This window comes from Paenibacillus paludis, from assembly GCF_042610515.1.
Taxonomy (GTDB): domain Bacteria; phylum Bacillota; class Bacilli; order Paenibacillales; family Paenibacillaceae; genus Paenibacillus_AQ.
The window spans coordinates 167,730-193,365 of the sequence record NZ_JBGJZP010000002.1 but is presented as its reverse complement, the minus strand read 5'-3'; the positions used below and the strand labels follow the sequence as shown (position 1 = coordinate 193,365).

General features: G+C 52.7%; 25 protein-coding genes. 22 read left to right on the top strand and 3 right to left on the bottom strand.

From position 1 onward, the window contains the following. Positions 1–14: 14 nt before the first annotated feature. Positions 15–716, top strand: coding sequence for a lipoyl(octanoyl) transferase LipB (lipB, locus tag ACAN56_RS04185; protein WP_038594750.1), 702 nt, complete (start codon positions 15–17; stop codon positions 714–716). 85 nt (positions 717–801) lie between these two features. On the opposite strand, the gene prli42 is transcribed toward lipB, so the two are convergent. After that, positions 802–903 carry a stressosome-associated protein Prli42 gene (prli42, locus tag ACAN56_RS04180; RefSeq protein WP_144024217.1) on the bottom strand — a complete coding sequence of 34 codons (102 nt, stop codon included), beginning with the start codon at positions 901–903 and terminating at the stop codon, positions 802–804. Between the two features lie 95 nt (positions 904–998). On the opposite strand from prli42, the gene ACAN56_RS04175 reads away from it, so the two are divergent. Next, positions 999–2,126: a M20/M25/M40 family metallo-hydrolase gene (locus tag ACAN56_RS04175; protein WP_340897324.1), complete on the top strand. Its 1,128-nt coding sequence runs from the start codon at positions 999–1,001 to the stop codon at positions 2,124–2,126. A gap of 491 nt (positions 2,127–2,617) precedes the next feature. On the opposite strand, the gene ACAN56_RS04170 is transcribed toward ACAN56_RS04175, so the two are convergent. Continuing rightward, positions 2,618–2,791: a hypothetical protein gene (locus tag ACAN56_RS04170; protein ID WP_156130927.1), complete on the bottom strand. Its 174-nt coding sequence runs from the start codon at positions 2,789–2,791 to the stop codon at positions 2,618–2,620. Positions 2,792–2,867: 76 nt separating this feature from the next. On the opposite strand from ACAN56_RS04170, the gene ACAN56_RS04165 reads away from it, so the two are divergent. The 11 genes from ACAN56_RS04165 to ACAN56_RS04115 all read left to right on the top strand — a co-directional run bounded on the left by ACAN56_RS04165 (position 2,868) and on the right by ACAN56_RS04115 (position 13,188). Next, positions 2,868–3,440 (top strand): NUDIX hydrolase, encoded by a 573-nt coding sequence (locus ACAN56_RS04165; protein ID WP_341094715.1) that lies wholly within the window; start codon positions 2,868–2,870, stop codon positions 3,438–3,440. Next, a complete protein-coding gene (locus ACAN56_RS04160) occupies positions 3,431–4,636 on the top strand; it encodes an endonuclease Q family protein (RefSeq protein WP_379141399.1) in 1,206 nt (401 codons plus the stop codon). Before ACAN56_RS04165 ends, ACAN56_RS04160 begins: the two co-directional genes overlap by 10 nt. A gap of 98 nt (positions 4,637–4,734) precedes the next feature. Then, positions 4,735–5,367, top strand: coding sequence for a stage II sporulation protein M (gene spoIIM, locus ACAN56_RS04155; RefSeq protein ID WP_038594743.1), 633 nt, complete (start codon positions 4,735–4,737; stop codon positions 5,365–5,367). Between the two features lie 301 nt (positions 5,368–5,668). After that, the gene (locus ACAN56_RS04150; RefSeq protein ID WP_379140659.1) at positions 5,669–6,316 is read left to right on the top strand and encodes a hypothetical protein; all 648 of its coding nucleotides are present in this window, start codon (positions 5,669–5,671) and stop codon (positions 6,314–6,316) included. A 300-nt stretch (positions 6,317–6,616) separates the two neighbouring features. After that, positions 6,617–7,084 (top strand): ferric iron uptake transcriptional regulator, encoded by a 468-nt coding sequence (gene fur / locus ACAN56_RS04145; protein ID WP_038594739.1) that lies wholly within the window; start codon positions 6,617–6,619, stop codon positions 7,082–7,084. Positions 7,085–7,283: 199 nt separating this feature from the next. Further along, on the top strand, positions 7,284–7,517 hold the full coding sequence (locus ACAN56_RS04140; protein ID WP_379140657.1) for a DUF4227 family protein: 234 nt from the start codon (positions 7,284–7,286) through the stop codon (positions 7,515–7,517). Between the two features lie 158 nt (positions 7,518–7,675). After that, on the top strand, positions 7,676–8,569 hold the full coding sequence (gene xerD, locus ACAN56_RS04135) for a site-specific tyrosine recombinase XerD (RefSeq protein ID WP_038594737.1): 894 nt from the start codon (positions 7,676–7,678) through the stop codon (positions 8,567–8,569). Between the two features lie 285 nt (positions 8,570–8,854). Beyond that, positions 8,855–10,033: a phosphopentomutase gene (gene deoB / locus ACAN56_RS04130; protein WP_038600282.1), complete on the top strand. Its 1,179-nt coding sequence runs from the start codon at positions 8,855–8,857 to the stop codon at positions 10,031–10,033. A gap of 56 nt (positions 10,034–10,089) precedes the next feature. Beyond that, the gene (locus tag ACAN56_RS04125; protein ID WP_076108927.1) at positions 10,090–10,914 is read left to right on the top strand and encodes a purine-nucleoside phosphorylase; all 825 of its coding nucleotides are present in this window, start codon (positions 10,090–10,092) and stop codon (positions 10,912–10,914) included. Between the two features lie 82 nt (positions 10,915–10,996). Further along, complete coding sequence (locus ACAN56_RS04120) at positions 10,997–11,857, top strand: purine-nucleoside phosphorylase (protein WP_038594733.1); 861 nt, start codon at positions 10,997–10,999, stop codon at positions 11,855–11,857. Next, entirely contained in the window at positions 11,857–13,188 is a 1,332-nt protein-coding gene (locus ACAN56_RS04115; protein WP_038594731.1) for a pyrimidine-nucleoside phosphorylase, read from the top strand. Before ACAN56_RS04120 ends, ACAN56_RS04115 begins: the two co-directional genes overlap by 1 nt. Before the next feature lie 174 nt (positions 13,189–13,362). Here the strand turns inward: ACAN56_RS04115 and ACAN56_RS04110 are convergent, their stop codons facing one another. Then, on the bottom strand, positions 13,363–14,385 hold the full coding sequence (locus ACAN56_RS04110) for a serine hydrolase domain-containing protein (protein ID WP_379140652.1): 1,023 nt from the start codon (positions 14,383–14,385) through the stop codon (positions 13,363–13,365). Positions 14,386–14,730: 345 nt separating this feature from the next. Here ACAN56_RS04110 and ACAN56_RS04105 point away from each other — a divergent pair, with 345 nt between their 5' ends. The 9 genes from ACAN56_RS04105 to ACAN56_RS04065 all read left to right on the top strand — a co-directional run bounded on the left by ACAN56_RS04105 (position 14,731) and on the right by ACAN56_RS04065 (position 25,623). After that, entirely contained in the window at positions 14,731–15,681 is a 951-nt protein-coding gene (locus ACAN56_RS04105; protein ID WP_340897330.1) for a DUF1177 domain-containing protein, read from the top strand. A 62-nt stretch (positions 15,682–15,743) separates the two neighbouring features. Beyond that, positions 15,744–16,412 carry an AroM family protein gene (locus ACAN56_RS04100; RefSeq protein ID WP_379140650.1) on the top strand — a complete coding sequence of 223 codons (669 nt, stop codon included), beginning with the start codon at positions 15,744–15,746 and terminating at the stop codon, positions 16,410–16,412. 15 nt (positions 16,413–16,427) lie between these two features. Continuing rightward, positions 16,428–17,372, top strand: a complete 945-nt coding sequence (locus ACAN56_RS04095) for an aminopeptidase (protein ID WP_379140648.1) — start codon at positions 16,428–16,430, stop codon at positions 17,370–17,372. Positions 17,373–17,426: 54 nt separating this feature from the next. Further along, on the top strand, positions 17,427–18,080 hold the full coding sequence (locus ACAN56_RS04090) for an aspartate/glutamate racemase family protein (RefSeq protein WP_379140646.1): 654 nt from the start codon (positions 17,427–17,429) through the stop codon (positions 18,078–18,080). A gap of 652 nt (positions 18,081–18,732) precedes the next feature. Continuing rightward, the gene (locus tag ACAN56_RS04085) at positions 18,733–20,259 is read left to right on the top strand and encodes a PucR family transcriptional regulator (RefSeq protein ID WP_379140644.1); all 1,527 of its coding nucleotides are present in this window, start codon (positions 18,733–18,735) and stop codon (positions 20,257–20,259) included. 256 nt (positions 20,260–20,515) lie between these two features. Next, entirely contained in the window at positions 20,516–21,526 is a 1,011-nt protein-coding gene (locus ACAN56_RS04080) for an ABC transporter permease (protein ID WP_379140641.1), read from the top strand. 29 nt (positions 21,527–21,555) lie between these two features. Next, complete coding sequence (locus tag ACAN56_RS04075; RefSeq protein ID WP_038594717.1) at positions 21,556–22,455, top strand: ABC transporter permease; 900 nt, start codon at positions 21,556–21,558, stop codon at positions 22,453–22,455. Positions 22,456–22,646: 191 nt separating this feature from the next. Further along, entirely contained in the window at positions 22,647–24,248 is a 1,602-nt protein-coding gene (locus tag ACAN56_RS04070; protein ID WP_340897337.1) for an ABC transporter substrate-binding protein, read from the top strand. An 88-nt stretch (positions 24,249–24,336) separates the two neighbouring features. Further along, the gene (locus ACAN56_RS04065; RefSeq protein WP_038594713.1) at positions 24,337–25,623 is read left to right on the top strand and encodes a M20 family metallopeptidase; all 1,287 of its coding nucleotides are present in this window, start codon (positions 24,337–24,339) and stop codon (positions 25,621–25,623) included. The last annotated feature ends 13 nt before the right edge of the window (positions 25,624–25,636 follow it).

The following is a 25,636-nucleotide window of genomic DNA, read 5'->3' as shown; positions in this document are numbered from 1 at the left end:
GGGGACCTGACGTTATGAATAACCCGCAACCTGGCAAGCTGGAAATTTCATATCACCCCCTGATGGAATATGGTGCGGCCTGGGAGCTGCAAAAGGAACATGTGCAGGCCATTGATGCCGGAACAGGCCTGGAACAGCTGATCCTTTTGCAGCATCCGCCCACCTATACCATCGGTTCTCAGAATCACCCGGAGCATCTTCTCCTCAGCGGTGAACAGCTCAAGGAGCAAGGGATTGCGCTGTTTGAAATCGACCGCGGGGGGGACATTACATATCACGGGCCGGGCCAGCTTGTCGGCTACCCGCTGCTGAAGCTTGGGGAGGACGGAAGGGTCGACCTGCATGGGTATCTCCGCCGGCTGGAGGCTGTAATTATCGATTATTTGGCTTCCTGCGGAATAGAGGGTGACCGCAAACCCGGGTATACCGGCGTTTGGGTTGGCGACCAGAAGATTTGTGCGATTGGCGTCAAGTTTAACAGAAGCAAATCACGCAGAGGCTTTATTACCAGCCACGGCTTCGCCTTCAACATCTCTGCGGGGATTGGCGGGCGCGGGTTTCAGGGAATTATTCCCTGCGGCATTGCGGAATATGGGGTAACTTCGCTGGAGGAATGCACCGGCCGGCCTATGGATCCTGAGCAGGTATCAGAGGAGCTGATTCCTTATTTCCTGCAGCACTTTCCGTATAAGGTGATCAACCCGGTGAATCCGTAGGCTCAGGCCGATTTGACGGTAACCCGGGATGTCAAATAGCGCCCGGGGAGTCCGGACGCTATTATTAACGTTCTACTTTCTGCTGTTAACCGGCCAGGAAAGGCTCGATGACCATCAGCAAGGTAGAGCCGACCATGGCGATCAGCATGACATAAATGAAGATACGGAACCATTTTTGACGTTGCATGAGTGACTCCTTTAGAATTAGTTTAAGTTAAGAGCGTACAGATATTTAAGGCAGTACCACTATTGTAACGCAATCGTGAAAGAGAGGGAAGTCCAATGATATCACAAGACCGATTGATTCAGGAATTTATGGAGCTTGTCCGTATTGACAGTGAAACAAGAAACGAACGGCAAATTGCCGATGTGCTAAAAGAAAAATTCAGCGCTTTGGGTCTTACTGCCATCGAGGATGATTCTCAGGAGCGCACCGGACATGGAGCGGGCAATCTGTTCGTTACCTGGCCTGCCGATAACGGAGCTGCGGCTCCCAAGCTGCTGTTCACCTGCCATATGGATACAGTAGTTCCCGGGCAGAATATCAAACCTACCCTTGGAGAAGACGGCTGGATTACGAGCGACGGCAGCACAATTCTCGGGGCGGATGACAAAGCGGGGTTAGCTGCTTTGTTCGAAGCGATCCGTGTCATTCAGGAACAGGGCGTTGCTCACGGTCAGATCCAGTTTGTCATTACAGCCGGTGAAGAATCCGGGCTGCTTGGCGCCCGGGCCATGGACCCCAAACTGCTGGATGCTGACATGGGCTTTGCGCTGGATTCCAACGGTGAGGTTGGAGCGATTGCGGTTGCTGCGCCTTCCCAGGCTAAAGTAACAATGCAGATCTTCGGCAAATCCGCCCATGCCGGCGTGAATCCGGAAGATGGCATCAGCGCCATTCAGGTGGCAAGCAAAGCCATCTCGGCGATGAAGCTGGGGCGCATCGACAATGAGACTACGGCCAATATCGGCAAGTTCGCAGGCGGCGGACCGACAAATGTGGTTTGCGACCATGTGCAGCTGGATGCCGAAGCGCGCAGTATTGTGCAGGAGAAGGTAGACCGGCAAGTAGCTTCCATGCGCGAAGCATTGGAGACCACAGTGCGTGAGCATGGTGCAGAATGTGAATTCCGCAGTGAGATTATTTATCCGGCCTTCAGCTTTAATGAGCATGATCCGGTTGTGGTGCTTGCGGACCGTGCCATAACCTCACTCGGTCTGAAGACACGCCTGTTCCCGTCCGGCGGCGGCAGCGACGCCAATGTGTTCAATGGTCTAAAGGTACCAACGGTAAATCTGGCCATCGGTTATGAGCATATCCATACCACCAAGGAACGGATCAAAGCCGAAGACATCGTCAAAGCAGCTGAGCTGGTTGTAGCCATCGTTAAGGAAAGTGTAAAAGGTTAAAATATCATGCGCAGCAGCTGAGGCTGGGTATATGCAGTGAAGGAGCTGTTTCCGGGCGATGCCCGGGAACAGCTCCTTATGGTTTTTCTGGACAGTACCATTAGTAGCGTTTAATGGAACAGCTTCGCCGAATGGAACCTTACGGGAAATGCTGCTGTCTAGCTTAATCTACGTATTTGTTGGCAACGTTCCTTCAAGCGAATGGGGAGGACTCTCCGTGACTTAGAAGCTGGGAAGAACTCTCCGTGACTTGAGGATGAGGACTAGAAGCTGCCGGACTCCATGGACGTTATTTCTAATAATCGCCTGTTTTTTACAAGGAAACGGACTCCAGTGACACTACTGTTCTGTTTTGAAGCCAATTTCCCTCCTTGTAGAGGAAATAACGTCTTTCCGGTCCGAAAGATCGGGAAAAAGGATTTACCAGGTATAATAACGCCTTTCCGGTCCGGATACATTCAGAAACGGAAAGGGGAAAATGCTGCAAGCGGTTACCCCGCTTTAGGTGGACTCAGCCGTGATTCAGCTTTCAGCCGCAGGATGTAGGACAGTGGCATATCACGTCCGTACTGCAGGGTCCACCCGGCGATTACTGCTTTAATCTGCTCCGGTGTACCTACCATTGTGACTGCAGTCGAGCTTGTACGGATAAGGATGTCATTCATGTCTACATTCCTTCTTTCCCCTTAAGTTTGCTATAATACACCCTATGCAGAACTGAGCTAAAGGAGACCATAAACTATGAAAAAAGATGAAACTCACCGCAATCCCGCACTGGATGAAGAGACGTTGTCTACACAGCCGATTTTTGAAGGCAAAATTATTACCCTGCAGGTGGATACGGTTAAGCTGCCGGATGGCAATACCGCAACCCGCGAGGTCGTGAAGCATCCCGGAGCTGTAGCTGTGCTTGCCCTGAATCAGGGCAAGATGCTTGTAGTGGAGCAATACCGCCAGCCGATGCACCGCACCGAGGTGGAGATCCCCGCTGGTAAGCTGGATAAGGGCGAAGATCCCTTGGCCGCTGCCGGCCGGGAGCTTCAGGAGGAGACGGGCTTTCACAGCGGCGACCTTAAGCTGCTGAAATCCTTTTATACCTCGCCCGGATTCGCGGATGAAATTATTCATTTGTATGTGACAGACAACGCCCAGGCAGGAGATATGGCACTCGATGAGGACGAATTCCTGGAGGTCTCCGAGCTTACGCTGGAGGAAGCTTACCAGTACATTGCGGACGGCCGCATCGCCGACGCCAAAACGATGATGGCGGTGTATGCATGGCATCTCTATACGCTGACGGGCCAATGGCACTAGAAGAGGAAAACAAGCTGCACAGCTTCTACTGTGACCTGCATGTTCATATCGGCCGCACTACGGAAGGACAAGCTGTCAAAATCAGCGGCAGCAAGAATCTCACCTTTGCCGGAATCGCCAAGGAGGCCGCAGAGCGCAAGGGGATCGGGCTAATCGGGATTATAGACAGCCACTCTCCCGGCGTGCAACGCGATATCTGCCAGTCGCTGGAATCCGGAGAGATGACAGTGGCAGACGGTGGAGGTATTGCTTACAGGGGCACCACCATCCTGCTGGGGTCAGAGATCGAAATCCGCGAGCCTGGCCGGAAGGAATGCCATGTGTTGGCCTTTATGCCGGATCTGGAGACGATGGCGGATTTCAGCAACTGGATGAGCAAGCATATGCGCAACGTAAATCTCAGTTCCCAGCGGCTGTATGCCCCATCCAGAGAACTGCAGGATGAGATTTACGGACGCGGGGGCATTCTAATTCCGGCGCATATTTTCACGCCGCATAAAGGTCTTTACGGCTGCGCTGCAGAACGTATGGCTGAGCTGTTTGACCTGGAGCGTATCGCAGCAGTTGAGCTTGGCCTTAGCGCGGATTCGGAGATGGCAGGATACATTTCTGAGCTGGACAGCTATACCTTCCTGACCAACTCTGACGCCCACTCCCTCGGCAAAATCGGCCGTGAATACAATGTCATCGAGCTGGCTAAGCCGTCCTTCAGCGAACTGAAGCTGGCACTGAAGCGTAAGGCAGGCCGTAGAGTCAGCGCTAATTTTGGACTGAACCCGCGCCTGGGCAAGTATCACCGCACCTATTGCGCCGGATGCGGCAGCATCATTGATGAAGCGTATGCCACTTCGGAACGTTGTCCTTATTGCGGCAGTCCCAAGCTGGTGCAAGGGGTGTTTGACCGGATTCTGTCCATTGCCGACCGCAGGCAGCCCCTCGTGCCGGACCATCGTCCGCCGTATCACTATCAGGTGCCGCTTGAGTTTATTCCGGGACTTGGCCCGGCCAAGATGAACGCGCTGCTGGCGGCTTTTGGAACGGAGATGAACATTCTGCATGGCGCCGGCGAGGCGGAGATTGCTGCAGTAGCGGGAACGGAGCTGGCTGCGCAGATTGTTCTTGCCCGCACGGGGGAACTTGCACTGTCGGCAGGAGGCGGAGGGACGTACGGCAAAGTAATGGTGAACAAAAAGTAGAATTGCTGTGCATAACGGCGACCTGTCCAAAGGACAAGTCATAGAGCGGGATGTCTCCTCATATGGTGTAATATGTGACCGGAAAGGAGAACGTCCCGATGCGCAGTTTAAGGCTGATGATGAAGGAACAGACGCCTCTTTATATTTTTGTTGCCGTATTATTTCTCGTTGGTGTCGTTTTCGGGGCTCTGATTGTCAGTGCGTTAACGTTGGACCAGCAGCAGGAGCTGGGAGATTACATGGGGAATTTCTTCGTCACCGTTGATCAGCAGGGCCTGCCGGCTGCACCCGACTCTTACTGGAGTATCGCCGCGCTCAATCTGAAGTGGGTGGGACTCATTTGGATTCTTGGCTTGTCGGTCATTGGGCTTCCGGGTATTCTAATCCTGGATTTTCTCAAAGGCGTGCTGATCGGTTTTACCGTCGGTTGCCTCGTCAGTCAATATTCCTGGCACGGCATGCTGTTTGCCCTCGTCTCGGTTGCTCCGCACAATCTTGTGCTGATCCCGGTTCTGCTCGTATGCAGCGCAGCAGCTATTGCCTTCTCGCTGCTGATGATCCGCAGCCGGGTGCTGGGGAAGCGGCGTACGCCGGTGACAAGGCCTTTTGCAATGTACACGGTATTATCGCTTGGAATGGCCGTACTCGTCTTGGGCATTTCCGGTTTTGAGGCTTGGGTGACGCCGGTGATGATGAGATGGGTGACACCCATGCTCGTATCTATTGGTTGATTTAAAGAATGCTGCCGGGTGGGATTTTCACTGGGCAGCATTTTTTTGTTCCTTTGATTGCAAAAAGTTATGAATAGTAGATATTTGCAAATATAGGAATTAAAATGGTGTTGGGACTTTAGAAGGCTTTCTTAACAATGATTTGCAATTGTTTACACTTTCAGCCCAAGAGAAAGTTATTTTTAACAGGATGGATAACTCGATATCTGTCTTTAACTTGGCTTCAGGCGAAGAAGCTTGGACGAAAAGTTGTTCCAAGCTCTATGATGTTGATGTACTCAGCTCTCCGGAGAAAATCATTGTGATCGCCAAAGATAAAAACAACAAGCTGCAAAAGATCGTCCTGAGTAAGGAACGAACGACACTCTCCATTACAGTCTTTAACAGCGCTCCAATCACTAAATCAATAACAAGCAATGGGGAGTTGATCCACTGGTACGCACCAGAAGGTAGCAATAAAGAAAGACTTTCTGTGTACAGTAACAACGTTCTCGCTGTGTATCAAGCCCCTTGGAACAATCCTGTTTTTAAAATGAATTTAGGCGGAATGTCAAGCAGCAGGTACGAAGATATCATGCTTAAGGATATTAAATTGAACGGGCCTTATGCGGTGGTCAAATTTACAGGATCCAGTCTAATGCAAAGTCAGGATTTTTTTCGTGTGATTAATACCTCAAATAAGAAAACATACACTATAGTTGCCGATTGGAGCACACACAGTGATTCTTCATTTGCCGGCAATGAGCTTGTTATTAACAGTTCCTTCAACGTGGGCAATCCGCTGGGCGTGAATGTTGGGCAGCCTTATTCACTATCCGGCATGTATAATCTCTCGACAGGAAAAAAGACAGCAGGCATCTCTGAAACGTTTACTGATCGGGAAATGGGATGGAAGTCTGAACGTATAGGCAATCATATTCTAATCTATCTCCCAATTTTGGAACTGTAGGAGCGATAGCGACCGCCTTTGTCTACGGATTTCTACCGCTATGAGCATATAAATCAAGAAATCAGTAGACAACAGCGGCCGGAAGTCCAAACATTCACTGCAGTTGCGTTCTATGCCGGCTCGCTAAATCTAAAGTCAACTTATACAGTCTATAGAACCGTTGTCAGAGCTGTATTGCCATCACGGAATACCTCTATTGAACACACTCTAAAAGCGTTTGACTTCTCAAAGCGACTCCCCCTATAATGGAAGAAGTGGTTTTATGCCCGGTGCGGTAATTTTCCAAGGGGGAGGGATACTATGGAAGCCCGGATAGACAAGATAAAGCAACAGCTACAATCCCAAGGATATAAGCTTACACCCCAACGGGAAGCAACCTTAAGAGTGCTGCTGGAGAACGAAGACGATCATTTAAGTGCAGAAGATGTGTTTATGCTTGTGAAAGAAAAGGCTCCCGAGATCGGTCTCGCCACTGTATACCGGACCCTGGAACTGCTCAGCGAGCTTCATGTCGTGGAGAAGATTAATTTCGGAGACGGAGTTGCCCGTTATGACCTGCGGACAGATACGGCGAAACACCATCATCATCATTTAATCTGTGTGCAATGCGGCACAATGGATGAAATCCGTGAGGATTGGCTCGGACCGCTGGAAGAGCGGCTGGAGAACGATTATAATTTCACGGTGCTCGATCATAGACTTGATTTTCACGGGATTTGCCACCGCTGCAAGGACAAGAATACTACGGATGGCAATACGCCTGAATAGGCTTATAGATGATAAATTACCGCACAAGCTCTCCCCGGTGTACTGCCGGAGGGGGCTTTTTAAATGATTTCATCAGGCCGACATACATATCACCGCCCGCCGGCGCATAAAGTGAAGGACGAGCTATGCTTCCGAAGCGAGTTCTGTACGAAGCAACCCTGGGAAGTATAAGCTCACAAAACTTTTAGGAGGAATCCTAATGATTATTTCTGTGCCTGGAACGGTGCGCCGGCTGTATTTTTTGACCCTGCTTGTTGCATTGAGCTGTTTCTTGTATTACGCCCTGAGCTGGCTAAGCGGATGGATCAGTCCGATAGATCATTATGAAATCCCGGAAGGCACGGCAGTCCGGGCCTTCGAGGATGCCCCTGTCAGTGTGGACAGTCTGAATGCAGGGGAACGTCTGCGGCTATATTACTGGTATGGCGAGTGATTGCCCGGCCCGAAGCAGGAAGAAGCCGGAACACTGTCGAATGAACCTTAGGTGAGTTCATGCATCTGGCTTGCCGCTGTGCAGCCAGATGCTGAACTCCATGCCTAAATGCTGCATAGCCGCGAAGAGCAGCCTGAGCAGACAGGAGCGTGAATGAAATGAAGTCACACTTGCAGCCTTTTATGCAATATTTAACCGTAGAGAAAGGTTTATCTTCCAGCACGCTCGAGTCCTATGGACGCGATGTGTCGCAGTTTCTGGAGTTTGCCGAAGGCCGTGGTGCCGTTACACCGGAGGAGATTAGAAGATCGCATATTATGCAGTATCTCGCTGAGCTCCGCACCGCAGGGCGGGCCACCGCAACAGTGAACCGGAATACGGTGTCGCTGCGCGCGTTTTTTCACTATCTGCTGAAAGAAAGGCTGATCGTGCAGGACCCAACGCTGGATATGGAAATGATCAAACCGAGCAAAAAACCGCCGATGATCTTAAGTATTGAAGAAATCGAACGGCTGCTGGCGGCCCCTGATGATGCTACCCCCCAGGGGATGCGCGACAAGGCGATGATAGAGCTGCTGTACGCCACCGGCATCCGGGTTACAGAGCTGATTACCCTGAATGTCGAGGACGTGCATACGGACCTGAAGTTTGCCCGCTGCAGCGGGGCTTCCGGGAAGGAGCGGGTAGTGCCAATCGGCGCTATTGCAGCGGAGTGCGTGGCGGTATATACATCCGGTATGCGGGACAAGCTGCTGCGGGGAAATCAGGAGGAGCCTGCCTTGTTTCTGAACAGTCTGGGCGGACGGCTGACCCGTCAGGGCTTCTGGAAAATCATTAAAAAGTATGCGCGTGAAGCTCAGATTGAGCAGGATATCACTCCGCATACCCTTAGACATTCGTTCGCTGCTCATTTGCTGGAAGGCGGTGCGGATCTGCGTTCCGTGCAGCAGATGCTTGGTCATGCGGATATTTCCACAACGCAGATTTACAGCGGGATTGCCCGCAAAAATATGAAGGAAGTCTACGAAAGCCACCATCCCCGGGCGAGGTAACTGCTGCTGCGGAATGGGTATAAGACCTGAATCGCGGGTAATCCCCGAGGTAAGGGTAAAAAGATGCTTTTTGTGAGTAAGATCGTTATGATGGAAATATACTGAAAGGATAGACCGGAGCGTGTGAACCCCGGGAGTTACTTTCGGCAGAAACGGGTACCTAAAAAGCGGGGCAATGGGCCGCTGGCTTCGGAAGGGCTGTCCCTTCGGAAGAAGGTAGAGCCGTTTCTTCTTGTTTTGATAAAACCTAAAGAATATGCATACTACGAAGGAGTGAAGACGGACATGTCCTCATTTAAACGAATTGGATTTATCGTTCTTGATAGTGTTGGTATCGGCGAAGCGCCGGATGCGGAAAGTTTCGGTGATAAAGGGTCCCATACGCTGGGACATATTTTGGAGCGGGTGCCGGGTCTTAAGCTGCCTAATCTGCAAAAGCTTGGTCTCGCCAATATTGCACCGCTGCCGCCGCTGGAGCCTGTAGCAGCACCAGCCGGATATTACGGCAAAATGCAGGAGGTATCGGTAGGCAAGGATACAATGACCGGGCATTGGGAGCTGATGGGACTGAAGATTGAAGTTCCGTTCAACACCTATTTTGACGGATTCCCGGCAGAGCTGATTGAGAAGTTCGAAGCGGCAACCGGACGCAAAGTGATCGGCAATAAACCGGCTTCCGGTACGGAGATTCTGGTCGAATATGGCGAAGAGCAAATGAAGACCGGGGCCTGGATTGTGTACACTTCCGCCGATAGCGTATTCCAGCTTGCTGCTCATGAAGATATTATCCCGCTGGAAGAGCTGTACAGCGCCTGCAAAATCGCCCGCGAGCTGACGATGGCTCCCGAATTCTCAGTAGGCCGCGTAATCGCCCGCCCCTATGTCGGCGAACCGGGGAACTTTGTGCGTACTCCTAACCGCCATGACTATGCGGTCAAACCGCCGGAGCCGACGGTAATGAACGCGCTGGAGGATATCGGTAAAGACGTTATCGCTGTGGGCAAGATCAACGATATTTTCACAGGTGAAGGCGTAACAGCCACTTATCCGACAAAAAGCAATGAGCATGGCATCGAGATTACGATCCGAGAGCTGCGCAAGCCGTTTGACGGCTTCCTGTTCACGAATCTGGTAGATTTCGATTCCCTGTATGGCCACCGCCGCGATCCGGAAGGTTACGGACATGCTCTTGAGGTATTCGATCAGGCGCTTCCGGAACTGCTCTCTACACTCGGCGAAGATGATCTGCTCATTATCTCGGCAGACCACGGCAACGATCCGATCCATAGCGGAACTGATCATACACGCGAGTATGTGCCACTCTTGATTTATAGTCCAAGATTCAAGACTCCGGGCAACCTGGGCATCCGCCAGACGTTCTCAGATGTGGCAGCGACAATTGCCGACAACTTCGGGGCCAAAGCGCCGCAATATGGGACAAGCTTTTTGGCGGAACTCAAATAATACGAAATCCTATGAAGCATCAATACTACGGACAACCCTCAAGGAGGCAATAAACTATGGAAGCAGTTAGCCAAAAGCACATTCAGGAAGCAGCGGTTTATATCAAGGATAAATGTACAGTCGCCCCGGAAATAGGGCTGATTCTCGGTTCAGGTCTGGGCGTTCTGGCAGACCTCATTACGGATGAGGTTGTAATTCCCTACAACGAGATCCCCCATTTTCCTGTATCCACAGTAGAAGGACATGAAGGCGAACTGCTGATCGGGATGATCGAAGGACGACGAGTTGTAATGATGAAGGGCCGGTTCCACATGTATGAAGGCTACGGCCCGGAGACGACGGCTTTCCCGGTGCGCGTCATGAAAGAGCTTGGCGTAACCAGCCTGCTCGTTACCAATGCCGCAGGTGGCGTGAACACGGACTTTACACCCGGCGATCTGATGCTGATTACCGATCATCTGAACCTGACCGGGCGCAATCCGCTGACCGGCCCGAATGACAATGCTCTGGGCGTGCGGTTCCCGGATATGTCGACCGCCTACAGCCCCCGCCTGATTGCAGCGGCGAAGGAAGCTGCGGCAGAGCAGGATTTTGAATTCAAAGAAGGCGTTTATGCCGGATTGCTCGGCCCTTGCTATGAAACTCCGGCTGAAATTGTCATGCTGCGCCGTCAAGGTGCGGATGCTGTAGGCATGTCCACCGTCTCCGAGACGATTGTGGCCCGTCATGCCGGTATCGAGGTGCTTGGCATTTCCTGCATCACCAACATGGCTGCCGGCATTCTTGACCAGCCGCTGAACCATGCGGAGGTTATGGAGACGGCTGAACGTGTGCGTGAGCGCTTTTTGAAGCTGGTACTGGCCTTTATTCCGAAGATGTAGGCTCTATAGATCAAATTCAATGGCATCGGAATTATGCCAATATTATTCATCCACAACAATTCATACCCGGGAGGTTCAATTCATGACACAAACCAATATTTCTTACGGCAATCAGGTGAAAGAAGCAGCGGACTACGTAAAATCCAAATTCGGAGCGTATTCACCGTCCATCGGGCTGATTCTGGGCTCAGGGCTTGGCGATCTGGGCGACCAAATCGAAGATGCAGTGTATCTGCCCTATGAAGAAATTCCTCATTTTCCGCGTTCTACGGTAGAGGGCCATGCTGGCCGGTTCGTCATCGGGAAGCTGGAAGGCAAGGATGTTATTATCATGCAGGGCCGCTTCCACTTCTATGAAGGCTACGAGATGCGCAAAGTTGTGCTTCCGGTCTATGTGATGGCAAAGCTTGGCGTGGGTACGCTGGTGATCACTAACGCGGGCGGCGGAATGAACCGGGCATTCAAAGCAGGCGACCTGATGCTGATTACCGACCACCTCAATATGACTGGTGACAACCCGCTGATCGGACCTAATGATCCGGAGCTGGGTGTGCGTTTCCCGGATATGTCCCGTGCTTATGACCCTGAGTACATGGCTTTGGCCAAAAAGCTTGCGGCTGATGTTAAAGGTGTAGACGGTGAATCGCTTGTGCTGCAGGAAGGTGTATATGCCGGCATCAGCGGTCCAACTTATGAGACACCGGCGGAGCTGAAAATGCTGGCATACCTCGGCGGTGATGCTGTCGGGATGTCTACTGTACCTGAAGTGATCGTGGCCAGCCACAGCAAGCTGCGTGTGCTCGGCATTACCTGTATCACCGATATGGCGATCGGAGATGAGCTGGAGCCGTTGACCCATGAGCAGGTGGTAAAAGTCGCCAATCTGACTAAACCGAAGTTTATCGGCCTTGTGCGCGCCTTTGTACGTGAGGTACAGGTGTAATGCGAGCGGTTGATCTTATTCAGAAAAAAAGAGACGGCGGGGAGCTTAGCCGTGAAGAAATAGCTTTTCTGATCCAAGGCTACAGCAAGGGTGAAATTCCCGACTACCAAATCTCGGCTTGGGCAATGGCGGTGTATTTCCGCGGGATGAACGCACGGGAAACCGGCGATCTGACGCTGGAAATGGCCATGTCCGGTGATCAGGTCGATCTCAGTCCGATTGCCGGCATCAAGGTGGACAAGCATTCCACCGGCGGCGTGGGCGATAAGACGACTGTGGTACTGGCACCGCTTGTTGCCTCAGCCGGAGTTCCGGTGGCCAAAATGTCCGGCCGCGGGCTGGGACATACCGGAGGCACCCTCGACAAGCTGGAGTCGATCAGCGGCTTTTCTATCGAGATGGGCCGGGAACAATTTTTCGCCCAGGTAGGGGAGATCGGCGCTGCTGTAATCGGCCAGTCGGGCAACATTACACCTGCGGACAAGAAACTCTACGCACTGCGTGATGTGACAGCGACAGTGGAATCCATTCCGCTGATCGCCAGCTCCGTCATGAGCAAAAAAATCGCCGCAGGTGCCGATGCCATCGTGCTTGATGTGAAGACCGGCAGCGGCGCGTTCATGAAGACACTTGACGATTCCATTGCCTTGGCGCAAGCCATGGTGGATATCGGGACCCATCTGGGCCGCAATACGGTTGCGGTCATCAGCGACATGGACCAGCCGCTTGGCTACGGCATCGGCAATGCCCTGGAAATCAAGGAAGGCATCGAAACCTTGAAGGGCCACGGGCCGAAGGATCTGCAGGAGGTCTGCCTTATTCTGGGCAGCCAAATGCTGGTGCTTGGCGGCAAGGCGAAGGACGAAGCCGAAGCCCGCTCCATCCTGATGTCTCATATTGAGGATGGCAGTGCTCTGGACAAGTTCAAGCAAATCGTATCTGCGCAGGGCGGAAAGGTGTCGCAGGTCGAAGCGCCGGACACATTGCCGGCAGCACGGAGATTTATCGAAGTGAAAGCAGCAACCGGTGGTTATGTGGAGAGCATCCAAGCCGAAGAGATTGGTGTAGCTGCCATGCTGCTTGGCGCAGGCCGCGAGACCAAGGAATCGGTCATTGATCTCGCCGTCGGCATCCAGCTGTCGCTGAAAGTCGGCGATGCCGTAGCCGCAGGCGATACGCTTGCTGTATTGCATGTGAACGATGCCAGCGAGAACAAAGTGCAGGAAGCGGAAGCCAAAGTGCTGGAAGCTTACCGCATTTCCGCTCAGCCCGTTCCGCCTCAGCCGCTGGTGTTTGCGCTTGTGACCAAAGATGGCGTAACCCGGTACTAGGATTCAGCGCAGGATGTAAAGGTTCTTGTATTTCTGTGATAGATCAGCATCATGTAAACGAAAAGCCGTACAGAACAGTCAAATGTTCTGTACGGCTTTTTGCAATTTGAAGTAATCTAACCCTCCAGGAGTTTGACTTTAAATATCATCTAACTTGCACCTTGCCATGAAGAATTACTGCAGCAGCCAGTCCTCTACCACCTTCAGGATAGGGTAGGCTCCCCGGCTTTTGTTACACAGGACAACAACGGTTACTCCGCTTGCAGGATAGAAGGCGGAGTGGAAGGACACCCCGGGATCGTACCCCATCAGATGGTATTTCAGTGCCTCGCCGTTTCGCTTCGTGATCCATACTCCGTAACCGTAGTACTCATCATTATCATCATGAATATGCGGAGTGAGCAGCAGGGCCGTCAGCTCCGGATTTAGCAGCGTATGATCAAGCAGTCCCTGCCATAGCCGCTGCATATCAGGCGCGGTGACGAAAGCGCCGCCGTCAGCGCCTCCTTTTACGGGAATGGAATAGATGTTGGTGACCCAGTTTCCATCCGCTTCTTCGATATATCCCATGGCGGTATTGGCTGGAAGCGCATCCAGTGCAAAATACCCGGAATGCTTCATTCCGCAAGGCGCAAAAATATGCTGCTCCACGTAATCCGTAAAGGACATCCCGCTAATCTTCTCAACCAGCAGGCCAAGCATGATGTATCCGGCATTGTTATAGTGAAATCTTTCTCCCGGTGTGAATTTCATCGGATGCTGCGAGAACATTGGCACGAAATCCTGGAGCTTGCGCAGCAGGTACATGGGCTGGTTCAGCCACAACGCCGCGTAATCATCCATGATTTCTTCATCAAAGTAATCCGCAATACCCGAGCTATGCGTCAGCAGGTGATGAACGGTCATGTCATGGCTGAATCGGGCAAACTCTTTTCCATTCAGCACATCCAGCACCTTGCTGCTGAAAGCAAGCTTGCCCTGTTCCACCAACTGGCAGACAGCAATCGCCGTAAACAGCTTGCAGCCGGAGGCGATGCCAAAGCGTGTGTCCGGATGATTTAGCCGCTCCTCTGAAATGTTGGCACTGCCGTAAGAAGCGGCCAGGGTCTGGCTCTGTTTTTTGACCAAAACTGCTCCAGAGAATCTTTCGGTCTCAGCTTCCTCGCTGAGCTTATGCTGCAGATATTCAAGCTTCATGATGGTTCCTCCGATTCAGTTCATTTATAAGTAGCTTAGCTAAGAAATTCGCCTGAAAGATACAAGTTTCCTTTATTTGATCCTTATTTATAAGGCGAGAATTGGAATAACGACTGAAGACTGTACGTGCTGCGTAAGGTTTATCTGCTAAGGACAAGAAAAGCACATCAGTTTTGGCAGGGCGGTACATTGTGGACGTTTTGGAATTTAAGATACTATAAACTCTAACCTTACAATAATAGTTTTGTACAGACTGGCGGCGGTTGGCTGCTTTTTCATGAAATGTCGTTAGCGTTTCTACAGATTAACAAATCCGCGAGTCAGCACATCCGAGGAGGAATTATAATGGCACTTCATCAAACGATAACGGTATTGAACACACTGGACAGCGCTTATGCTAACGGTGAACAGGTCAGGCAGCTGTTTGCAGCTTATCCGGCAGTTAAGGTAGACGTCCATAAGGTTGAGGGTGAAAAAGGCAGCACGGAATTCGTCAAAATCTCAATCCCGGGCAGCAACGGAAAGCTGGCGGGCGGCACGGCGCCGACCTTCGGGATTGTGGGCAGACTAGGCGGAATCGGCGCCCGTCCCAGCCGGATCGGGATTGTCTCCGATGCGGACGGCGCAGTCGCTGCCATTGCTTCAGCACTGAAATTGGCCCATATGCAGACCCAAGGCGATGTGCTCAAAGGGGATGTGCTGGTAACGACCCATATTTGCCCGGATGCTCCGACGCTGCCGCATGAACCGGTGGATTTCATGGATTCCCCGGTCGATATTCTGCAGATGAATGAACATGAGGTGCTGCCGGAAATGGAAGCGGTTCTGTCCATTGATACCACTAAAGGCAACCGGGTGGTCAACCACAAAGGCATTGCAATTTCGCCAACGGTCAAGGAAGGCTATATCCTGCGGGTGAGTGAGGACCTGCTGCGCATTCTGGAAATGACGACAGGCCAGTTTCCGGTTACTTTTCCGGTGACGACCCAGGATATTACACCTTACGGGAACGGCCTCTATCATATTAACTCGATTCTTCAGCCTGCCGTTGCAACGAATGCTCCGGTTGTGGGCCTGGCGATAACTGCACAGTCCATGGTGCCCGGCTGCGGTACCGGGGCAAGCCACGAGGTTGATATTGCTTCCGCAGTACGTTTTGCGATTGAAACCGCCAAAGAAGTGACCGGGGGATCATGCTCATTCTATAACGAAGCGGAATTTGACCGCATTACAGAATTGTACGGCACGATGAGTGTATTGCAGACACTGGGCAAACCGGCGGTAACCTCCCGCTAAATCCGGGTTTATAGCGATTGTACTGCGAAGGGTAACTCCATGAACATCTAGGAGGAAGCAAATTGATGAAAATTGGATTGATCACGATTGGACAGTCCCCCAGATCCGATGTGGCGCCGATTATTGAGAAATATTTGGAGGGCCGTGCGGAATTGCTGCAATCGGGGGTACTGGATGGATTCACTCCGGCACAGGTCCGCGAATACTACAGTCCGCAAGAAGGAGAATACGTTCTGACGACCCGGATGGCGGATGGTACTGCGGCGATCATCTCCCGCGAAAGGATAAAGACGGTGCTGCAGGGAAAAATTGATGCCATGGAGGCTGCTGGAATCCGACTGATTCTGCTGCTCTGCACCGGTGTGTTTCCTGAGCTGCACACGAACCGTGCCCATTTGCTTGAGCCGGACCGGATTATACCACCGGTAGTGCAGGCCATGATTGGCAAACGCCGGTTGGGGCTGATCGGTCCCTTGCCTGAGCAGGAAGTGAGTATGGTCGAGAAATTTGCCGGGCCGGGGACCTCTCTTCCTTTTGCCGCTGTCTCTCCATATACCGGCACTGAAGCGGAGTTTCGCGCCGCAGCAAGCCGGCTGAAAGACCAGGCGGATGTGATTGTGCTTGACTGCATGGGTTATGTGGAGCAGCATAGAATATGGGCGGCCTCAGCAGGAGTGCCAGCCGTACTGTCAAATGCCCTCATAGGGAAGCTGATGGCGGAAATGGTGTAATCAGGAGGAACGAATATGAGTGAAGAGCGGATAATAATCAGTATGAATGTCCTGAAGGACTGCCTGGGACTCAGCAGCGGTGAACTGCTTGCTGTAGTGGCGGATGATGACAAGCGGGAGCTTGCCGAATCCGTCTATGAGGCCGGCAAAAGACTCGGAGCCGAGTCGGTGCTGCTGATCATGCAGGAACGGAGCAAGTCCGGTGAAGAACCGCCTGCTCCGATTGCGGAGGCGATGGCCAAGGCGGATGTGGCGGTGTGTATTACAAAACACTCCATGACACATACAGCGGCCCGCAAGCAGGCTGCTGCAGCGGGAACCCGGGTAGCGACCATGCCGGGTATGACGGATGACATGTTCAGCCATGGAGCCATTACGGCAGACTATGGACAGGTGAAGTCGTTGACGGAACAAGTTGCCCTGCTTTTGTCCGCAGGCCGTGAGGTACGTGTGGAGAAGGACGGGCTAAGCCTCTCCTTTTCCATAGAAGGGCGGGACGGAGTGCTGAGTACCGGGCTATACCTGAATCCTGGAGAATCCGGGAATTTGCCTTCGGGCGAAGCGTATATAGCACCGCTTGAAGGCACCGCCGCAGGACGGATTAAAGTAGACGGGTCCATAGCCGGTATTGGCGCCTTGGCCAGTCCAATGGTGCTGACGGTGGAGCAGGGCCGGCTTACAGCAGCTGAAGGTGAAGGCGGAGACAAGCTGCTGGGGATGCTGGGGGCAGGCGATGGCCGGCTCCTGGGTGAATTCGGCATTGGCACGAATAACAAGGCGAGAATTACCGGTGTGGTGCTTGAGGATGAGAAGGTCTACGGGACCATTCATGTAGCCTTTGGCAGCAATAACACCTTTGGCGGCGTTGTAGCGGCAGGTGTACATATAGATGCCGTAGTGATGAAGCCGGATGTGTTTATTGATAACAAAATCATTATGCGCGCCGGGGAATTGCTCTAGTCTTGACAAGTACCTAAGCGGTCGTTACAAGCAACCTGAAAGGGAGGGATACGGATGCTGGGAATCATACGTGTAATAACACTTCAAGAAGAGAGCTCCATCCATCTGCACGGCGAGCTGATAGAGCACCGCTATGGTCTGCCGGTCACGAGCCGCTGCATTCAGGATCAGCCTCAAGGCGTCTACGATGACCTAACGGAAGCGGAATCCGTACCGAAAATCATTGAACTCGCACGGGAGCTTGAAGCAAGCGGATGTACGGCGATCGGCATCAGCTGCGCGGCGGATCCGGCGCTGCTGGAAGCGAGGGCTGCGGTACGGATTCCTGTACTCGGTGCCGGGTCCTGCGCAGCCCATATGGCACTGGCCTTCAGCAGCCGAGTCGGCGTTCTGACGATCCTGACCGAGGTGCCTCCCTTCATTCGAAGCATCCTCGGGGACGCCTATCTCGGGATGGATCGCCCCGACGGTGTAACAACGACGCTTGATCTGAACACGCCTGCGGGACGTGCCGGAGCTCTGGCCGGAGCGGCAAGGCTCGTTGAGCGCGGAGCAGAGGCCATTGTGCTGGCCTGTACCGGATTTGCAACGATCGGTTTGGCTGCTGAACTGGAAGAGAAGCTAGGAATCCGTGCGCTCGACCCGATTCTCTCACTGGGTGCCGCAGCGGCTTCGGCTGCCTCTCTGCCCGGGCTTGTCCGCCGCTAAATCGTTGTCAACGGCTGATTTGTTGGGCAGACAGCTACCCACACTCAAGTGAAACGTTCTCCCGGACCATCGGTCTGGCGAGGACGTTTTTTTGTGGATCACTCGAAAGCTTGATGAAACGCAGGAGCGGAGTCTCGATCGCGTAAAGTGGTGGAACAGAGGGCGGAATGAGAAGCAAAGGTGCATCTGATATTGTCGCAAACGCGATGGATGGCAGTATGAGAGGTAAAAGTGCATCTGGTTTCGCCACAAGCAGGCTATATGGCAGTATGAGAAGCAAAAATACATCTGGTTTCCACACTACATGCGGACCGCAGTCGCGTAATTCCTTGGAGAAACGGCAAAGTGCCGGCAATTTCATACAAATTGCAATAGCGACTGTGATGTCCGTGGATTGCCGAAATTGTGGATTTCAACGAACTAACAGCTCTGGTGTCCGGATAAGTCACCGCACAATGTAGTTTGCAGGATGTCTCCATTTCAGCGATTTTCTCCAGAAGGTTTTACTGTAGGATGCAGTTGTTATCTGCAATTTGAAATATTTGCCCTGTGGTTTGCGGGCGAATTCTGATAAACTATCGGGAACGCCAGACTATGGCATATCTCAGGAGAAAACTTGAAATACTGTAGACAGCGGAGGGAGGAAGGAATATTGAACACACGAGGAATTACGTTGAGAGAGCTGCTGCAGCTGCCGATACTCGGCACAGCCACCGTAGTCAGCGGTGGACAGGGACTGGACCGGATTGTCCGCTTTGTAGATATTATGGAGGTTCCCGACCTGAAGGGTTGGATCAGTGAAGGCGTCATGCTGCTCACTACGGCCTATTCGATCCGTCATGACCCTTCACTGCTGACTGAGCTGGTATACACACTGGACAAGCTCGGGGCAGCTGCGCTGGCGATAAAACCAGCCCGGTTCCTGAAGGAAATTCCTCAAGCGGCGATCGAAGCGAGCAATGCCTGCGGGCTGCCGATCGTCGAGATTCCGCCTGAAATCCCTTATACGAACATTACCCAGCCGGTGATGGAGCTGCTGCTGGGCCGTCAGGCTATGCTGCTGCGCCGGGCAGAAGAGGTCTACCGCACACTCACAACGATGGTGCTGGAGAACAGCGGAATTCAGGCGGTAAGCGATAATGTGGCCGACTTTCTAAAAGCGCCTGTCGCACTGGTGGATACGCAGCGCAGTATTATAGTTTCCTCACCCTCCAATTTTGACTGGTCACAGAAGACTTCACCGCTGAACTGGAACATTAATGTGGACAAGCGGACGGTGGCCAGGCTTCTGGTAGACAAGGAGAAGCTGGATGATATGGAGGAAGTGGGGATCGAGCAGGCCAGGCTGGTATTTGCCCTTGAGCTGATGCGGAAAAAGGTAGCCGAGGATACCGAGTTTCGTCTGCGCGGCAATTTCATCGACGAGCTGCTGACGCCTCCGCTGCCTTCACGGCATGAAGTGGAGCGGCGGGCACGTCAGCTTGGCATGAATCCTGAACATAAATGGGAGGTAGCCGTCATTGAAGGTGATACCGCTCCTAGTGAGGAGACCGTGAACCGGCTGCTGGACCGGGAAGCGCGCAAGCGCGGAGTGACTCCCCATGTGGAATACCGCTCAAGCCGAGCCGTATTGTTCTTGCCGACACCGGAAGGCCGTAAATTTACGGGAGCTGCAGGCGGGGAGGAACCATGGGCGGCAACGCTGGAAAGCTGGCTGCATGACAAAAGCGAAGGTCTTAGCGCCTACCGGACCGGTATCGGGACCCCGGAGAATTTGTGGAATATCCACACCAGCTATAATGAAGCGCGCAAAGCGCTGTCGGTCTCCAAACGTCTGGGCCAGGGGGCTGGTGCAGTCACCCAATACGAGGAGATGGAGGTCTACCATCTGCTGGAGGGGTTAAGCGGGCAGGGCTTCGAGGTGCTGTTCGAGCGCAAGCTGGGTAAGCTGCTGCGATATGACCAGGAGCATGACAGCAACATGCTGTTGACGTTTTATCATTATCTGGAGCACCGGGGGAGTCTGATTGACACGGCCAGCAGTCTCTACATACACCGCAATTCAGTGAAATACCGGCTGGAGCGGATCCGTGATATTACAGGGTTCGATCTCAATGATCCGCGTGAGCAATTTGTCTGCCATTTGTGCCTGATTTACTACTACCTGCAGGAAAAATAGGGCGTGCTGGAATTTTTACGGAAGTTAATGTTAGAAAACATGACATTAAGAGGCGGTAATAGTGCACAACCGACAAACGGTTGTGCTTTTTTTTAGCTAAACGGGACGTAGAGTGGACATGAAATTGTATGTAGAATTAGCTCAACTACTAAAGAGAATAAAGAAACAGCACAGTACCTGACATGGAACCGCAGGTTCCGCTAAAGAAAGGGCTCACAGCCTGGATTGCAACAGAAGCCGTAAGGGGGTTGATTCATTGTTTGCTTACACATTAAAAAGACTAACGCAGATGATTCCGGCCTTGCTTGGTATCATCGTCATCACATTCATTCTATCCAGGGTACTGCCGGGTGATCCCGCAATTATGCTGTCCGGTGAACAGGCCCCGGAGGAAGTCGTGAACAAGATCCGCCAGGACATGGGGCTGGACAAGCCGCTTTACGTTCAGTTCTTCAGCTATTTCGGGCAGCTGTTTCAAGGGAATATCGGCTATGCCTATCATACGGGGCATTCGGTAGCCAGTGATTTGTCCTCACGGTTTCCGGCCACCCTTGAGCTAACCTTGACCAGCATACTGATCGCGATTCTGGTGGCGATTCCCGTCGGAATTGTTGCTGCGACCCGCAAGGAATCCATCCTCGACCATATTTCGCGTGTATTCTCGCTGATAGGCGCCTGCGTGCCGATCTTCTGGCTTGGTCTGATGTTCATTTATATTTTTTATTCGATCCTTGGCTGGGCTCCGGCACCGATGGGGCGAATCAGCGGTGATCTGAATCCGCCGGTCCACATTACGGGTTTGTACGTGCTGGACAGCCTTCTGTCGGGTGATACCGCCGCTTTGAAAAGCAGTCTGGCCCACCTGCTGCTTCCGGCAATCTGCCTGAGCACAGGCACCATGGCTATTGTGGCCCGCATGACCCGTTCGAGCATGCTGGAGGTAGTCGATCAGGACTTCGTGCGCACCGCCCGGGCCAAAGGGCTGCGGGAGTCCGCCGTAATTTATAAGCATGCACTTGTGAATGCCCTCATTCCTACACTTACCGTGCTCGGCCTGCAGTTTGGCTATCTGATGGGCGGTGCGGTCATCACCGAGACGATCTTCTCCTGGCCGGGCATCGGCGGGTATGTCACAGATTCCATTCTGGCCGCGGATTATGCGCCGATTCAGGCGTTTACCCTAGTAAGTGCGATTCTCTATTGCGGCATTAACCTGGCGGTAGATCTGATATACGGTCTGATTGATCCGCGTATCCGCTATGAATAAACAGCTTTTTGGAGAGGAGGAGATTTCTGTTGAGCACTGCAGCACATTCAGCACAGGGCAGCCCTGCCAAACCCGCCGCTGCACCGAAACCCAAAACATTACTGACGCTGCTTCTGCATAACCGTCTGGCTGCCATCGGCCTCATCTTTATTCTGATCTGGACGGTGATTGCCATCATTGCACCCTGGATTGCTCCGCATGATCCTTACATTACTGATATGGCGAATAAACTGCAGGCTCCTTCAGGAAGCCACTGGTTCGGAACGGACAACTTCGGCCGGGATATTCTCAGCCGGGTGCTGTACGGAGCAAGGATCAGTATCTGGACCGGTCTGATTGCCGTGGCGATTTCTTTTCTTATCGGCGTACCGCTGGGCGGAATTGCTGCCTACTACGGCGGAAAGACCGGAACGGTCATTATGCGCTTGATGGATGTCCTGTTATCCTTCCCTTCACTGGTGCTGTCCATGGCAATTGCCGCTTCCATCGGGGCAGGCTTAACCAGTGCAATGATCGCTGTAGGAATCGTCGGTATTCCGGAGTTCGCGCGGCTGATGTTCGGCCAGACCGTCTCTCTCCGCGAGAAGGAGTATGTTGAAGCCAGCCGGGCGATCGGTGTAAAAAATTCGGTGATCCTATACCGTCACATTCTGCCCAATGCACTGGCCCCGCTGATGGTACAGGCTACCCTCGGAATGGGCTTCGCCATCCTGACGGCATCCAGTCTCAGCTTTCTCGGCCTTGGAGTCAAACCCCCGATTGCCGAGTGGGGGGCGATGATCTCAGAGGGCAGGGAATACATCATTTCCGGTCAATGGTGGTTGGTCACTTTTCCGGGATTGTCCATCGCCACTTCGATTCTGGGCTTTAATCTGCTCGGCGACGGTTTACGAGATGTTCTTGATCCACGGTTGCGGTCGGGCAAATAGAGCGGAGCGCAGGCAGGAAAGTCCCGCTGCACATCCGCAGGTTGCCCGATAAATATAGATTAGAGTCTGCCGGAAGGGCTGCTGCAGACAGGCGAGACCCTCGGAAGCAGATCCAGCCCCTCACGGAGCATGATCACAAGCAGCAATATGTTTTTTTAGCAGGCAGGATATAGAAAAGGGAGGAATTACTGATGAAAAGAGTCAAGCTGCTGTCCACATTCATCGCTTTTTCAATTATGCTGGCTGGTTGCGCAACCAGCGCCAATCCGCAAACACCGGCTGCCTCACCAGCGACATCGGGAACTACAGGAGAGACGGCGGCTGCCAAACCATTCCTGACCGTAGCTTATTCCGAGGGCGGCACAACACTGGACCCGGCAGAAGCGAATGACCTGACCTCCGATACACTGGTACTTGCCGCATACGATCAGCTGGTTACCTACGGAATTAAGACCGAAAATGGCGCGAATATCGCCAACACTGAAGATATTCAGCCCATGCTTGCCGAGAGCTGGGAGGCTTCGAGCGACAATACTGTCTATACCTTCAAACTAACGCCCGGAGTGAAATTCCAGAGCGGCAATCCCGTGGATGCAGCATCGGTTGTATATTCCTTTGACCGTGTTGCCAAGTCCAGTTCCGGCAGTTTTCTCTATGGGATGGCTGCGATCAAAACCGTAACCGCCGTAGATGATGCTACAGTTGAAATCACCCTGACTAATGCCAATCATAATTTCCTGCAAATATTGGCCATGTACACCTTCTCGATCGTCGATCAGAAGACGGTGGAAGCGCAAGGTGCCGATTACCTCAAGACTCATGCCGCCGGCTCCGGTCCGTTCAAGCTGGAGAAATGGGACCCGGCTACGGAAGCAGTGTTCACACCTAACGAAGACTACTGGCAGGGTGCTGCGAAACTTGGCAAGGTGACCCTGAAGTTCACCAAGGAAGCCTCCAACCGGGTGCTGCTGCTGGATAAAGGTGATGTAGACATGGCGATTGAGATTCCGCCTAAGGATGTATCCTCCCTGAAGAGCAACACCGACCTGACCGTAGCCTCCAACGCCAGCAACCGGATTCTCTACTTTGCGATGAACAGCAAAGTGAAGCCTTTTGACAACGAGAAGGTCCGCCAGGCGATCAATTATGCCATCCCTTATGATGAACTGCTGAGCGGCGTCATGTACGGCCAGGCGAATCAGATGAAGAGCGCTGTGGCCAGCAATACTCCGGGCTTCACCGATGCAGGTTACGTCTACGAGCATAACCTGGACAAAGCCAAGGAATTGCTGAAGGAAGCTGGTTATGAGAACGGGTTTAAATTTGACTTCACCCTGGGCTCCGGCTTTGACGACTGGGAAGATGATGCCGTACTGATTCAGGCTGAGCTTGCCAAAATCGGCGTCACTATGAACATCAACAAGCTGGCACGCGCCCAGTTCCTGGAACAGCAGAAAACAAAGAACCTGACCGCTTATATATCCAAATGGACTTCTTTTGTCAATGATCCCGGCTATCATCTTGGTTTCCTGATGTATGGCAAAGGTTCCTCCAACTACAACAACTATCAGAATGCCGAAGTAGACAAGCTGTGGGAACAAGCTAATACGGAGACTGATCAAGCCAAACGCAGTGAGCTGTACCAGCAGGCACAGGAAATTATTACAACAGAAGCGCCATGGGCGTACCTCTACGAATACAACCGCATCGTTGGTATGAGCAACAAGATCAGCGGATATGCGTTCTACCCGGATGAGGTCATCCGATTCTATCCATTGTCAGTGCAGGAATAAAATTCGACTTACAAAGAGCGGACGGGCCATGAGGCTGCGGTCCCTCTTTTTTCACAAATTCATGGGAGCTATAGGGAGGCCACTACCAATGACTGACTGGACAAGCAAGGTGCTGAATGCAATTGATGAAGGGCAGGATCAGCTGCTGGAGCTGTGCTCGCAGTTGATCCGTTATCCATCGGAGAATCCCCCGGGCGATTCGCGTGAGATCAGCGCTTTTATTATTGATTATCTGAAGCAGGCGGGAGTGAGCACGAGCATTTATCCGGCCACTGAAAAGATGCTGAATCTCGTATCCACATTGACAACAGCAGCTGAACAGCCTTCCGATAAAAAGTTGATTTTCTGCGGACATACCGATGTGGTTCCGGCTGGTGATCTGTCCCGCTGGGATTTTGATCCCTTCTGCGGGGATATTGTTGATGGATACATGCTCGGCAGAGGCGCTTCCGATATGAAGGCGGGGCTTGCCGGACTGATCTATGCCGTGGCCCTGCTGTCGAAACTAGGCGTGCCGCTCAAAGGCGATCTGTCCCTGCTTATCGTGCCGGATGAAGAAACGGGCGGCCACCTGGGCGTGCCCTGGGTGCTGGAGCGCGGGCTAATTTCCGGGACAGCAGCAGTTATCGCTGAGCCCTCCGGCCCGCTGAATCCGACGATCGGCCAGAAGGGCAGCTGCTGGTTTGAATTCACAGTGGAAGGCACGCCGGGACATGGCAGCCTGTCTCCGGTGGTTGGTGAAAGTGCAATCGTCAAAGCGGCCAAAGGCATTGATGCCTTGCAGCGCCTATGGGATATCAAGCCGGATATTCCGGAGGAGGTCAAAGAAATTATCCGCATCTCCCAGGATTATGTGAAGCAGCGTGAAGAGTACGGTACGGTCGCCTACCAGGTGTTCGACCATGTTACCGTAAATATCGGAACCATTCAGGGCGGTACGAAGGTCAACGTGGTTGCCGACCGCTGCACCATTCAGGTGGATTCGCGGGTGCCGTTCGGCGTTGATTACCGCGATGTGCTTGACCGGGCCCGTTCCTTACTGCTTGAGGCGGGAATCGAGTCCGAGGTCAAGGGCTTCGGCTTCCAGGGGAATGCGAATTGGACCTCCCCGGAGGAGCCGGTCGTCAGCGATCTCGTTGAGAGTATTTGCGAAGTGAGCGGAGAAGAGGCTTACGGTGTGCTTCAATGGGCATCCAGCGATGCGCGCCATTTCCGCACTCATAACATTCCGGTGCTGCAATACGGCCCTGCCGAGCTGTCCACCATTCATAATTTCAATGAAAAAGCACCAGTCTGGCAGATCATTCAATGCGCCAAGGTTTATGCCTTGACTGCGCTTAAATACCTGGGTGTGGAGGAAGACACGCAAAGATAAACGTAACGGAGGG

Bases quoted from the DNA above. Each gene is read 5' to 3' on its own strand.
- lipB (WP_038594750.1), top strand. From the start codon at position 15: ATGAATAACCCGCAACCTGGCAAGCTGGAAATTTCATATCACCCCCTG.
- prli42 (WP_144024217.1), bottom strand. From the start codon at position 903: ATGCAACGTCAAAAATGGTTCCGTATCTTCATTTATGTCATGCTGATC.
- ACAN56_RS04175 (WP_340897324.1), top strand. From the start codon at position 999: ATGATATCACAAGACCGATTGATTCAGGAATTTATGGAGCTTGTCCGT.
- ACAN56_RS04170 (WP_156130927.1), bottom strand. From the start codon at position 2,791: ATGAATGACATCCTTATCCGTACAAGCTCGACTGCAGTCACAATGGTA.
- ACAN56_RS04165 (WP_341094715.1), top strand. From the start codon at position 2,868: ATGAAAAAAGATGAAACTCACCGCAATCCCGCACTGGATGAAGAGACG.
- ACAN56_RS04160 (WP_379141399.1), top strand. From the start codon at position 3,431: ATGGCACTAGAAGAGGAAAACAAGCTGCACAGCTTCTACTGTGACCTG.
- spoIIM (WP_038594743.1), top strand. From the start codon at position 4,735: ATGCGCAGTTTAAGGCTGATGATGAAGGAACAGACGCCTCTTTATATT.
- fur (WP_038594739.1), top strand. From the start codon at position 6,617: ATGGAAGCCCGGATAGACAAGATAAAGCAACAGCTACAATCCCAAGGA.
- ACAN56_RS04140 (WP_379140657.1), top strand. From the start codon at position 7,284: ATGATTATTTCTGTGCCTGGAACGGTGCGCCGGCTGTATTTTTTGACC.
- xerD (WP_038594737.1), top strand. From the start codon at position 7,676: ATGAAGTCACACTTGCAGCCTTTTATGCAATATTTAACCGTAGAGAAA.
- deoB (WP_038600282.1), top strand. From the start codon at position 8,855: ATGTCCTCATTTAAACGAATTGGATTTATCGTTCTTGATAGTGTTGGT.
- ACAN56_RS04125 (WP_076108927.1), top strand. From the start codon at position 10,090: ATGGAAGCAGTTAGCCAAAAGCACATTCAGGAAGCAGCGGTTTATATC.
- ACAN56_RS04120 (WP_038594733.1), top strand. From the start codon at position 10,997: ATGACACAAACCAATATTTCTTACGGCAATCAGGTGAAAGAAGCAGCG.
- ACAN56_RS04115 (WP_038594731.1), top strand. From the start codon at position 11,857: ATGCGAGCGGTTGATCTTATTCAGAAAAAAAGAGACGGCGGGGAGCTT.
- ACAN56_RS04110 (WP_379140652.1), bottom strand. From the start codon at position 14,385: ATGAAGCTTGAATATCTGCAGCATAAGCTCAGCGAGGAAGCTGAGACC.
- ACAN56_RS04105 (WP_340897330.1), top strand. From the start codon at position 14,731: ATGGCACTTCATCAAACGATAACGGTATTGAACACACTGGACAGCGCT.
- ACAN56_RS04095 (WP_379140648.1), top strand. From the start codon at position 16,428: ATGAGTGAAGAGCGGATAATAATCAGTATGAATGTCCTGAAGGACTGC.
- ACAN56_RS04090 (WP_379140646.1), top strand. From the start codon at position 17,427: ATGCTGGGAATCATACGTGTAATAACACTTCAAGAAGAGAGCTCCATC.
- ACAN56_RS04070 (WP_340897337.1), top strand. From the start codon at position 22,647: ATGAAAAGAGTCAAGCTGCTGTCCACATTCATCGCTTTTTCAATTATG.
- ACAN56_RS04065 (WP_038594713.1), top strand. From the start codon at position 24,337: ATGACTGACTGGACAAGCAAGGTGCTGAATGCAATTGATGAAGGGCAG.